We start from the raw sequence: 12203 nt of genomic DNA, 5'->3' as shown, positions 1-12203 counted from the left end.
GTTTAAAATTATTGTGGTTATATGACTAAATAACAGCGGTATGTGTGATTAAAAACAACCGCCAAGATCGACAGAGTCTAGTGTAAACCTATCATAACAAGCATAAAGGCGTTAAGCCAAAAACGAACCTAATAAGTTTTTCAACATGTGCGGTTTGGAATGAAGACGTCACCGCAATACCGCCGCAGTGGCTGGCCTTGTGAAGGTTGATGTCCATAGGCTGCTAAGCCAGACCAAGCAGTTCACTGACTTCACCTTTTTTGTTAACTGCTACCATTCCTTGATCTCAAGGTTCGGCCACCTCTGTTTAAAGCTACGATTCATTGTGTCGTAGTTTTCTTTACTCATCGCCGTTTTATTTGGTCGAATTATCATGTTGGCTTGGTCTTCTAAACCAAAGGGAGCAAAGACATCAAAAACATCATCGACTAAACGAATACCAACGGCAAAACAAGGAAGCCACATGCGTATTCCATCTTCCGACTCTTTCAGTGGCTCTATGTTATTTCCAAACTTTGCACCATACCATTGATGGACGTTAGCTTGGTTTTTTACATCAACAGGCATCAAGTAAGTTTTTCGAGAGTCGATTTCCGCTTCATACTCCTTCTCAGATCTCGACATTTTTTGATCAAAGTAAACCACATCAAAGTCTTTCACTTTATAAAGGGGATCATTCCCCAACTTTCGATTCCAGACGGCCTGTGTTACCGAGCCTCCTGCTAAATAATGATTTGGCAGCTTGATTTCATTTAGTATTTTTAACAATTCCATCATTTCTGGAATATTAGAAATGGTATCGACTAAGTACTTCTCTCTCATAGCCATTCCGTATTTTGTCTTTGTAAATTAATTTATTAGGCATTTGACTTTAAAAAGTCGCCATCAATGATCAACAAGTGAACACCATTCTCTGTTACCGAACGATGGGAGCTTAAATCATCTGACACAATATACGACATGCCTTTACGTAAAGTTGATCGGCTTCCATCTTGAAGCTCATTTACCACTTCACCTTCAAGACAGTACACTATGTGACCTTTTTCACACCAATGGTCTGCTTTATAATTTTTTGAATATTCTACGTATCTGACGCGTAAACCGTCGAATTGCATAGTTTGCCAATACGCAATTCCAGTTTCTCCCTTATGCTCTGTTCGAGGAACGTTTTTCCAGTCTATCGTTTGAAAAGGAATGTTTGAATTTTCCATTATTACTCCGGTTTAAGGCTGCCTACAGCTTGTGGCATTGGAGAGGAACGAGCCTTGTATCCACAACTGTTTTATGCATTATCTCGTTGATTTGTTTGTAAAAGCCTAATAGGCTCGACCTGTTACTTTACTAAGCTTTCCTTACCGCTAGTTTCACGATCAATGACGAAGATTATTACCTCTGCCGATATTCTTATCTATTGATACTAAAAAGCGGATCATATGCCGGGGCTGAAACCGCTTAAACGCTTGGTATGCCTTGCCACTCGGTTGAAAGAACTGACATTAAAACCTTGTCAACGAACTCGCCGTTACGAAAGCCAGATTGACGCATTACACCTTCATGTTGGTAGCCAGCTTTCTCATACGCTTTTACCGCGCCAATATTTTGAGCGCTTGCTGTCAGCTGCACTCGATGTAAACCTAGCGTCCGAATAGCATAATCAGTCACGACTTTTGTCACTAACGTTCCGATACCTTTTCCCCAATACTCTTTTTCGCCGATAAGAATGAAGAATTCACCACTTCGGTTTAAGGAGCTTATGGCGGATATTCCTGCGTAACCAATGAGCTGATCACTCTTTTTGCTACATAAACCAAATGAGACATTTTTAGCCGACGAATTAACGGTTGAAAGCCATTTTTCTATGTCTAATTTTGACTGTGGATACGCATAAGAAGAGAGGCTATATAACGTCACTTCACGGTCACAGGACCATTTATAAAAAAACTCGCTGTCAGTGGGTTCAAGTGAACGTAAGTAATAATGTTCTAATTCTAACTTCATGATTTATCTTATAAGTTTCGACCAACATATAACACCCAGCACACAGATAGCCTTTACAGAGAAGCGCCGTAAAGGCTATCTGTGTGCCGAAAGTTCAATATACTACCTAGGTATATTGAACCTTTTGCTTAATGATCCGCAATAGCAACTATCGTTTTTTTCATTTTCGTCTTGGTCAAGACTCGGCACATTTTAGGTTTTGCTCTATGTTATGACACATTTTTAACCTCAATAAGGTTAGCGTCTTTCTTGGCAGCAGCATCATCAATTAATCCGTCAATTTTTCTCATATTTTCGAGCTGGGCCTGGAGTTGCAATGAAAGCTCACTCAGTTCAGTGGCAGAGAGGGAAGTCTCTTCCGCAGACGCGGCCGTCGAGTGAATCACATCATCAATTTCTGACATCCCCTGATTGACCTGGCTCAATCCCATCGCCTGACTTTGCGATGCCTTATCTATTTCTTCGATGGTGTTGGAGATAGTTGACACGTGCTTAACAATCTCGCTCAATGCACTCACACATTTTTGTGATATGGCATTTCCCTTTTCGACATTTTCTACTGATGACTGAATATACTGCGCCGACTCGCTAGCCGCGGTTGTACTACGCTCAGCAAGTTTTCTTACCTCATCCGCTACCACAGCAAAACCACGTCCCATTTCACCAGCTCGAGCAGCCTCAATGGAAGCATTAAGTGCCAGTAAATTCGTCTGAGAGGCAATATCATCAATGACATTAATAATGTCACTAATGGCTTCGCTTGAGCGATTAATTTCCTGCATCGCTTGCTCAAGCTCTCTTATTTCATCGGAGGCCGTGGTCGCAGCCTGCTGCGCTTCAGACGAAATGGCGCTGGCCTTTGAGGCACGCTCGGCATTGTCATTGGCCTGACTAAGAATCTCATTGAGCGAACTACCAATTTGAGTAATTGACGCCGCTTGCTGAGTCGACCCGACTGTCAGAGCATGACTGGCAACATTAAGGTCATTTGCTCCTGTTGTAAGGTTTTCACTGATGGCATCCACATCTTTGTACACGGCTTTTAGCGCAACCTTTTCTGATACTTCCTGTACATATTCAACATGGCCTATCTTGTTGCCATCTAATCCATTGATATAAAAAGTGTCGACACGAAAATATTTCCCCCACTGGTGAAAGGAAGTGACCGGCTTGTCTTTTCTTAAACAGTTCACCCCACAGTCTTCAGTGTTACAGATGTTTGCTCCCCAATTTGAACAGTGTTGTCCGAGTACGTCCTCACGTTTTACTCCCAGTGGATCGGTAGCCGCTCGATTGACAAACGTCCACTTCATATCCAGGTCAGTGACTGAGAGTGGATTTGGTATCGTATCGAGAATCTGTTCATAATAGTTGAATCGTTCTTTTGCCAAACGCTCCATTTTTATCAAACATCCTAACAAAACCACCATTGGTACAACCACAATCAGCAGGTTTGTGTTTTCTATCGCAAATAGTAAGGCAACAACTATAGATACAATGTTAATACCTAGGGCTAGACGGTAATACTTGCTCATATATTTTCCTCTATTGACGGGTCTTATAATATTTACAGACCTATCTAATAGTAGGCTACATTTACAAGATTAATGAGTAATGATGAGTAATAATTAGTAATGGCTAGGTGAAAGGCTGCAATGCAATAGCGATTTAGCGAAGAATTTAAGATGCCACTATGGACACTCCCTCGGATTGAGTCGTTGGAAGTAGCAGTCAAAATAGCCTTAACATAGTCGTTACTTCGTCTTCTCAGAGAGTTTGGAGACACATAAATAATCACGTTATTTTGATCTGTCCAAAATGCTCTTTAAGGTATCAATCGATTCATTTCTACAGCTTCGAATGGTGAACTGCTAGATAGCTCAACTTTTTCCCTGCCAACTTCCTCGAATCCAAATTTTTATAAAAAGGCAGGATATCTACACTAGGCTTTCCAATTAAAAAGGCCACAATCTGTGGCCTTTGCAAAATTCAAAAACTTATTTTAAAAGTTTTTCTAAAGCAGCGGTCAACGCTGCCATCTCTGCGTCAGTGCCAATGGTAATCCTCAAGTGGTTACCAATTCTTGGCTTCTTACCAAAATAACGCACCAAAATCCCCTGCTCTTTTAATGATAGGTAAATCTCTTCTGCGTCTTTGTTTGGGTGAGTGGCAAACACAAAGTTGGTAGACGATGGCACAATTTCAAAGCCAAGGGCTTCTAGGTCTTTTACCGATTGCTCACGGGTCGTGATGGTTTTCGCGCAAATATCTTGCATATAGGCTCCGTCTTCCACCGAGGCGGTGGCACCAGCCAAGGCAATACGGTCAATGGGATAGGAGTTGAAGGAGTTCTTCAAACGTTCTAGCCCTTCGATCAAGTCAGGATGGCCCAGTGCATAACCCACTCGGATACCCGCCAAAGCACGGGATTTCGACAAGGTTTGCACGACTAACAGATTAGGATATTGATTGATTAAGGTGGTCGCGCTTTGTGCCCCAAAGTCCACATAGGCCTCATCCACCAATACCACCACGTCTGGATTGGCTTTTAGAATATATTCAATATCCGATAGCGGCAGAGCTTTACCCGTTGGTGCATTGGGGTTGGTGACCACCACACCAGACACATCTAGATTGTCGTAATCCGCTGGGACAATATCAAATGTTTCGCTTAGGGGAATCAGTTTAGGTTCGATGCCGTATAAGCCCGCGTATACTTTGTAAAAGCTGTAAGTAATATCCGCAAACGCCAAAGGTTTACCGTCTGCAAAGTAACCCATAAAGGCCAAGGCCAAGACCTCATCCGAACCGTTCCCAACAAACACTTGATTGGTATCAAGTTGGTAGTTTTTTGCTAAGGCATTTTTCAATGTCATGCAATTTGGGTCGGGGTATAGACGTAAACGCTCACTGACTTCTATTGCCATGGCATCTAAGGCTTTTGGCGAGGGAGGGTATGGGCTCTCGTTGGTGTTTAGCTTGATATACTTTTTGTCTTGCGGTTGTTCGCCTGGCACGTAAGGGTCAAGAGAAGCAATTTTATCTGTCCAAAAACGACTCATATCAATAACTCTCCACTTCTTCTCATAAAGGGGTCAGAGCCCTTTAAAAGTAGATATTAGATAAAGCAAATTTGGTTATCAGTTAAAGGGCTCTGACCCCTTTAACCTCCTCTCTTTATTGCATAAAAGAAGGCCTCGATTGAGGCCTTCTTATTGCTTACTTTTCTGTCAGATCACTATCCGGCCTCGGATTAGTCCTGAGGCTTCATATGTGGGAACAACAATACATCACGGATAGAAGGTGCGTCCGTGAACAACATGACTAAACGGTCGATGCCAATCCCTTCACCAGCGGTGGGTGGTAAACCGTATTCTAGTGCGTTGATGTAGTCCGCATCGTAATGCATGGCTTCGTCATCACCGGCGTCTTTTTCCGCCACCTGACGCTTGAAACGTTCTGCCTGATCTTCTGCATCATTCAGCTCCGAGAAGCCGTTGGCGATTTCACGACCACCAACGAAGAATTCAAAACGGTCAGTAATAAACTCGTTATCATCGTTACGACGCGCCAGTGGAGAGACTTCCGCTGGGTATTCCGTGATGAAAGTCGGTTGATCCAATTTGTGTTCAGCGGTTTCTTCGAAGATTTCCGTCCAAAGTTTGCCTAAGCCCCAAATAGGTTTCACATCGATTTTCAGTTTCTTCGCCACTTCTGTCGCTTTTTCAACGGTTTCCAGATCCGCCGCTGTTAGTTCTGGGTTGTAGTGAAGGATGGACTCAAGCATGGTCATACGAACAAATGGGGCTCCAAAGTCGTACTCAGCCCCCTGATAGGTCACTTTTGTTGTACCCAACACTTTCTCTGCCACGGTACGCAGCATGTCTTCCGTCAGATCCATAAGATCTTTGTAGTCAGCGTACGCTTGATAGAATTCGATCATAGTGAATTCTGGGTTATGGCGAGTCGACGTGCCTTCGTTACGGAAGTTACGGTTGATCTCAAACACGCGTTCAAAGCCACCCACAACCAAACGTTTCAAATAAAGCTCTGGGGCAATACGCAAGTACATGCTCATGTCCATCGCATTATGATGGGTAATAAATGGACGAGCCGTTGCTCCACCTGGAATGGTTTGCAGCATGGGCGTTTCCACTTCCATAAAACGACGATCTTCCAAGAAGCGACGAATGGTAGAAATGATTTTTGAACGCACTTGGAAAGTCTCACGGGACTCTTCGTTAACAATCAAATCCACATAACGCTGACGGTAGCGCATTTCCATATCAGACAAGCCATGATGCTTGTCTGGTAGTGGTCGTAGGGATTTGGTGAGTAATTGCGCTTCTTGCATATCGATGTACAAGTCGCCTTTACCTGATTTATGCACTGGGCCTGACACACCAATGATGTCACCCAAGTCCCACGTTTTTTGCTCCGCTAATAACTCTGGGCTGAGCGCTTTACGATTCACGTAGGCTTGGATTTGCCCCGTCATGTCTTGCAGCAACATAAAGGCACCACGGTTACGAACGATACGACCCGCGATGCTAACCTTATGATCCTTTTCTTCTAGATCTGCTTTTTCAAACTCGCCAAACTCTGCCTGAAGGTCCGCTGCGTAAGCATCGCGACGGAAAGAGTTAGGGAAAGCATTACGCTGTTCACGGATAGCCGCCAACTTAGCACGACGCTCCGCCACTAAACGGTTATCATCGGATGGTGCGGTAGGTTCTGTTGTCTTTTCGTTAGCCATGGTTTGATATTGCTCTTTATAAATGTTTAAAAATAGATAAGTGCTGGCGCTTTACAGGCCTTGTTTTAAGCTTGCAACGATAAATTGATCTAGATTGCCATCCAAAACGGCACCTGTATTAGAGGTTTCCACTCCGGTACGTAAATCCTTGATGCGCGACGCATCCAGTACGTAAGAGCGAATCTGACTGCCCCAACCGATATCAGACTTACTGTCTTCTAGTGCTTGCGCCGCTTCGCTTCGCTTCATCATTTCCAACTCGTATAACTTTGCGCGTAATTGTTTCATCGCGAAGTCACGGTTAGCGTGTTGGGAGCGCTGGTTTTGACACTGTACGACGATACCTGTTGGCTCGTGGGTAATACGAACCGCAGAATCGGTGGTATTAACGTGCTGTCCACCCGCACCGGATGAACGGTAGGTATCGGTACGCAAGTCGGCTGGATTGATATCGATATCTACGTTATCGTCAATTTCAGGAGAGACGAATACAGACGCAAAGGACGTATGGCGACGGTTACCCGAGTCAAAGGGTGATTTGCGCACCAGACGATGCACCCCCGTTTCAGTTCGCAACCAGCCAAAAGCGTATTCGCCTTCAAAACGAATTGTCGCGGATTTAATACCCGCCACATCGCCTGCGGAGACTTCCATTAACTCCACTTTGAAGCCTTTATCTTCGCCCCAGCGAAGGTACATACGCAACAGCATGTTTGCCCAATCTTGGGCCTCTGTACCGCCAGAACCGGCTTGAATGTCCAAAAAGGCACTGCTTTCATCCATTTCTTTGGAGAACATGCGGCGAAATTCCAATTTAGCCAGTAAAGCTTCTAGGTCAGCCAGTTCAGATTGCACCGCGTCAACAGACTCGCTGTCGTCTTCTTCCACGGCGAGATCCAGAAGCTCTTTGGAATCGTCGATGCCGCTTTCCATGTTGTCGATGGTTTCGACGACGGTTTCAAGGGCGGCACGCTCTTTACCGAGCTTTTGGGCATAATCTGGATCGTTCCAAACATTTGGATCTTCCAGTTCGCGGTTTACTTCTTCTAGTCGTTCTTTCTTTGACTCGTAGTCAAAGATACCCCCGAAGGGTTAAAGTACGTTCAGAAAGGTCTTTTATCTTAGAAAGTATCGGGTTGATTTCCATATTTGCGTCAATTTGCTATAAACAGAGTGGATAAATGTGATTCGCAATTGTAACGAATTTAACCGCAGCATAAAATGCCATTCGCTACCCAATGATGGAAAAACAGACCATTTTATGGTGGGCCTTGCTATCAAATGGAGTCAATATGGATAAACCAACGGTTTCAGTCAATATACTTGGGCAAACTTACAACATAAATTGCCCAAAAGGACACGAAGCGGATCTGAAAGAAGCCGCTGAGTATCTCAATATGCAAATGCGCGAAATCAAAGCCAGTGGAAAAATCATTGGCCTTGAAAAAATCGCGGTACTTGCTGCATTGAATATTACTCACGACATGCTTTCGGGCCGAAAATACGCACGCTCCAATGAGCAACAGCTGCGAGAACTGACGTCACAGCTTGATGCTGCGCTTACGCATCAAACGAAAGCGGGTTAAAGCGGCTTACTCTTTAATCAACTTTGCTTCATGCAAGAGCGAGAACACGAATTTTCCTCATACAGCCGAGGCAACTAGTGTGAGCATGGGATGATTTTCCTTATCGCTTACTCTATACTGCACTTGTTTCCTGGGTTGTTCGAGGCGGCTTAACGCCCTTGAGCCTATGAGTAATACCCCGGACGGAGACTGTGGGTTCGGTGAGCATGTCCGTGCGTCGGAAAGCCTAAAGAGCCTCAGATCCATCCACCTTGAACCACTGGGTTCAAGGCCAATAGTCGAAACGGCAACTTGGGAAACTCTTTTATGCCTTCAGCAGTAGATTTTAGACAAACGCTACGTCGTCAACTTCGTCAAGCACGAAGACGTTTAAGTATAACTGAGCAGTCACTGGCCGCAGAGGCTTTAGTGAAGGCTTATCAAGAGCTTTCCTCTGTTCTTAACATCAGCGGTGACAAACACATTGCTTTGTACTTGACCAATGATGGTGAAATATCCCCCCATTTACTGTGCGAATATCTTTGGTCCCTCGGCCATAGTGTCTATTTGCCCGTTGTCGAAGGACAATCCTTAGATTTCGCTCACTACACCCAGCAACATTTAAATGACGACACCCTGTGGCGTGAAAACCGTTTTGGTATTAAAGAGCCAGTTGACGTTTCTCCAAAATCTGGCTTTGAAATGGATTTGGTGTTTTTACCTCTGGTTGGCTTTGATGACCAAGGGGGCCGTTTGGGTATGGGCGGTGGGTTTTACGATCGCACATTCGCCAATAAGTCGGAGCAAGCAAAGCCCTTGTTAATAGGCCTCGCTCACGATTGTCAGCAAGTGGCGAGCTTGCCAATGGAAAGCTGGGATGTACCTTTAGATATGATTGTCACGCCCTCTTCTCTAATAAAACTGTCCTAACTTCTCCACTCTTTACAAAATAAAAGGGCCGAGGACCGAACAATCGGCCTTTTTATTTTTCACTTAGTATCATTCATTACTTGAACGCGAGTCCCCAACCAACGGATATAGCAACACTTCTCGGCTTAGAATTACCATCAGAGTCATGCACTTTCTGTAGACCATAAGCGACATCAATATTTAAACGTCTGAATAAAGTCAAACCAGCGGTTGCATAACTTAGTTTGGTTCCCACAATGTTTTTCCGGTAACCAACGCGAACGCCCAATAACCATGCCGTATCACTGTAATATGAAAGAGAAGCTACCTTCCACTGATATTGATCACCGACAGGATCTTTCACCGCATTCACATCATAGGACCCCGAAAGCATCCATTGTCTATCTCGCGAAGTAATGGCACCATCAATCGTGCCCTGCGCTTCCATTGTGTAGGTTTCATTTAAGTCCAACTTGCCTTTGCCACTTAAACTGTTCGCTGCATTACAGCGAGCTAAAGCGGAACCAGACCGTCCAGCACAATCCCCTAACGAACTGTATTTAAACGTTGGTTCATTTATATTAGCTAGAGTCGCTCCCAGCTGATAATGATTGCTAACCCAAATAGCCCCTAGGTCAATGCCAACTCCTGAAGACGATTTTTTATCGCTGGTGAGCGCTTTGATAACATCGTCCTTGGTATTCGAGTTTGTATCAGTCAGTAAGGACAGTGAACGTCCTAATGAAATTCGATGAAAGTTGGCCTGGATACCACCAACTAGATCTCCCGAAGTCAAATGTGCAATACGCTGGCTATACCCTAAGCCCACACGAAAATCGGTTGCCGCCTTGATATACAAAGACGAGTTTGACTTAATGTCCACACCTGAAGGAGAGTTGACGGTATAAATATCATCACTTAATACATCGGCGCGAGACAAAGCAGAAATACTCGCATCGACACTAAACGCCCCTCGGGTATCCGTTTTATAGATAATTGGCATGAACGGCACTTGCGCTGAAGCGGAAACCTTCAAGTAAGCCGTATCGCCAATATCTCTTAAAATACCATTTGCTTTGTTGATGGCCGCTTGCGCCTCTGCAGTGGTTGAGTACTGAGCCCCAAGCAGACCTTCTAAACTATCAACCTGATTAGAAAGATTACTCACATCTCCCATCTCATAACCCAGTCCGACAGGGCCAATAAAGCCCACACGGAAGTTTTGATTAAGGAAGGTATTCCCCATTAAATAAGGGGCTGCGGGGTTCGCCATGGACGTCATTAACGCTCGGGGATTAATCGTTCCACCGAGAGTATAAGCTGCGCCTGTAGGCTGATAGACAGGTAACGCGGCCGAAGCCAAGCCACTAAACAATGCGCAGTAGCCTGCAACTGCTAAATACTTCGCCATAAATTCACCACTAATCCACATTCCATTTAATCTTAATGTGCACACATTATAGATTAAAAGAACACAAAAAAATGATAATACTTACGTTTTTCAAAGGAAAATAATGAGAAACGTCACACTTAAAAGTCTGAATCTCCCATTATTCTTATCCCGTCATTCGCCAGTAATTTAGAAGGCCGAATCATATCCCAATGAGATATAAGCACTTCTTGGCAAGCTTTTACCGTCTTGGTCTTTTACTGTCTGCAGGCCATAAGCTAAATCTAGATTTAAACGCTTCAACAGAGTAAACCCTGCTGTGACATAACTTAGCTCAGTGCCAGACATATTTTTCTTGTAGCCGATTCGGGCCCCAGGAATCCAATGAGAATCACCATAATAAGATAGCGCTGTTGTGGCCCATTGATATTCATCACCAACTGGGTCTTTCACTGAGTTCACATCATAAGAAGACGAAAATGTCCAACGACGACTTTTTGACGAAACGGCCGCCTCGAGAGTAGATTGAGCCTCCATAGTGTACGTTTCAGACAAATTCAGCTTATTTTTAGCCGCTAAACTCTTAGCAGTATTACAGCGGTTTAATGCTTTACCAGACAAACCATCACAACGCCCTAAATCTCCATAGTCAAATTCTGGTTCATTAAGGTTAGCAAGGGTTACACCCAACTGATAATAATCCGCTGCCCAAACTAGTCCCAAATCCAAGCCAACACCCGAAGATGAATGCAAATCATCACGGAAAGCATCAGAAACAGCGTCACTGGCATCTTCACTATCGTCAGTGAGTACCGCCAATTGACGACCAAAAGAAATACGATGGAAATTGGCTTTTACCCCAGCTATGAGTTGCCCGCTTTTAGGGGTCCACACTGGACGACTATAGCCCACCCCCACAGCAAGATCTCGCGCCGCTTTCACATAAAAGGAAGTATCAGAGACCAATTCATTCCCAGACACAACAATGTCATCAGAAATCACTGTCGCTTTACCAACTACAGAGAAACTAGCATCCAAAATAAATGCCCCGGAGCCTTTAGTCTTGTAGATAACGGGCATTAATGGCACCTGTGTACTGCCAGAGACTTTTAAATAAGCCCTTTGACCAATGTCATTAATAATCTTATTAGCGGAGACTCTTGCCTCTTCCGCTTGAAGCGGCGTGCTGTATTGTTTATCAAGCAAGCCTTCAAGGTCATCAACACGGTCATTTAAATCGCTCACATCACCCGCTTCATACCCCACTCCAATAGGTCCTAGAACCCCAAAACGAAAACTGTCTTTTTCATCTGAGTTGACCATTAAAAAAGGGGCTGCTGGGTTAGAAAGCGATGTTGATAATGACCGTTGATTAGCAGCCGTCCCTAAAGTAAAGCTAGAACCGATGGGTTGATAAACAGGCATAGCTGCCATAGCCATGCTTGTTCCGAACACACCACTTAATAACACAAGATATTTTTTCATCCGTTTCCCTCTGAATTGCTATTTGGAGAATTGCTGCAAACAAACCACATCTTAAATTTTGCACATTTTTGACAAAATTCAAGCAATCAGAGGAAACAAT

The 12203-nt window shown here is 44.1% G+C and carries 11 protein-coding genes and 1 other RNA gene; 3 read left to right on the top strand and 9 right to left on the bottom strand.

The window, feature by feature from the left end; all coding sequences use genetic code 11:
* Nucleotides 1–270: 270 nt before the first annotated feature.
* From AC0VYG_RS04805 to prfB, 7 genes are all read right to left on the bottom strand, one after another.
* Nucleotides 271–822, bottom strand: coding sequence for a nucleotidyltransferase family protein (locus tag AC0VYG_RS04805; protein ID WP_475431203.1), 552 nt, complete (start codon nt 820–822; stop codon nt 271–273).
* A 35-nt stretch (nt 823–857) separates the two neighbouring features.
* Nucleotides 858–1211: a DHCW motif cupin fold protein gene (locus tag AC0VYG_RS04800; RefSeq protein WP_475431202.1), complete on the bottom strand. Its 354-nt coding sequence runs from the start codon at nt 1209–1211 to the stop codon at nt 858–860.
* A 241-nt stretch (nt 1212–1452) separates the two neighbouring features.
* Nucleotides 1453–1998 carry a GNAT family N-acetyltransferase gene (locus tag AC0VYG_RS04795; RefSeq protein ID WP_475431201.1) on the bottom strand — a complete coding sequence of 182 codons (546 nt, stop codon included), beginning with the start codon at nt 1996–1998 and terminating at the stop codon, nt 1453–1455.
* Between the two features lie 209 nt (nt 1999–2207).
* The gene (locus AC0VYG_RS04790; RefSeq protein ID WP_475431200.1) at nt 2208–3533 is read right to left on the bottom strand and encodes a methyl-accepting chemotaxis protein; all 1326 of its coding nucleotides are present in this window, start codon (nt 3531–3533) and stop codon (nt 2208–2210) included.
* A 462-nt stretch (nt 3534–3995) separates the two neighbouring features.
* Nucleotides 3996–5060: a histidinol-phosphate transaminase gene (gene hisC / locus AC0VYG_RS04785; protein WP_475431199.1), complete on the bottom strand. Its 1065-nt coding sequence runs from the start codon at nt 5058–5060 to the stop codon at nt 3996–3998.
* 191 nt (nt 5061–5251) lie between these two features.
* Complete coding sequence (gene lysS / locus AC0VYG_RS04780; protein WP_475431198.1) at nt 5252–6754, bottom strand: lysine--tRNA ligase; 1503 nt, start codon at nt 6752–6754, stop codon at nt 5252–5254.
* Between the two features lie 51 nt (nt 6755–6805).
* A protein-coding gene (prfB, locus tag AC0VYG_RS04775; protein ID WP_475431197.1) for a peptide chain release factor 2 occupies nt 6806–7901 on the bottom strand; the annotation gives its coding sequence in 2 pieces (ribosomal slippage) (nt 6806–7828 and nt 7830–7901; 1095 coding nt in all).
* A gap of 145 nt (nt 7902–8046) precedes the next feature.
* Here prfB and AC0VYG_RS04770 point away from each other — a divergent pair.
* The 3 genes from AC0VYG_RS04770 to AC0VYG_RS04760 all read left to right on the top strand — a co-directional run bounded on the left by AC0VYG_RS04770 (nt 8047) and on the right by AC0VYG_RS04760 (nt 9249).
* Nucleotides 8047–8340, top strand: a complete 294-nt coding sequence (locus AC0VYG_RS04770; RefSeq protein WP_067340916.1) for a cell division protein ZapA — start codon at nt 8047–8049, stop codon at nt 8338–8340.
* 124 nt (nt 8341–8464) lie between these two features.
* Nucleotides 8465–8642, top strand: a non-coding RNA gene (gene ssrS / locus AC0VYG_RS04765) — 6S RNA.
* Nucleotides 8643–8646: 4 nt separating this feature from the next.
* Entirely contained in the window at nt 8647–9249 is a 603-nt protein-coding gene (locus AC0VYG_RS04760) for a 5-formyltetrahydrofolate cyclo-ligase (protein ID WP_475431196.1), read from the top strand.
* Nucleotides 9250–9325: 76 nt separating this feature from the next.
* Here AC0VYG_RS04760 and traF read toward each other — a convergent pair whose 3' ends face one another.
* Both traF and AC0VYG_RS04750 read right to left on the bottom strand, forming a co-directional pair.
* Nucleotides 9326–10639 carry a conjugal transfer protein TraF gene (traF, locus tag AC0VYG_RS04755; protein ID WP_475431195.1) on the bottom strand — a complete coding sequence of 438 codons (1314 nt, stop codon included), beginning with the start codon at nt 10637–10639 and terminating at the stop codon, nt 9326–9328.
* A gap of 168 nt (nt 10640–10807) precedes the next feature.
* Nucleotides 10808–12103: a conjugal transfer protein TraF gene (locus tag AC0VYG_RS04750; protein ID WP_475431194.1), complete on the bottom strand. Its 1296-nt coding sequence runs from the start codon at nt 12101–12103 to the stop codon at nt 10808–10810.
* Between the last annotated feature and the right edge of the window lie 100 nt (nt 12104–12203).

It is taken from the genome of Marinomonas sp. 63XJN7_7_ISO-PGPR-S23-202, from assembly GCF_056173505.1.
This window is presented reverse-complemented; position numbering and strand designations above follow the sequence as displayed.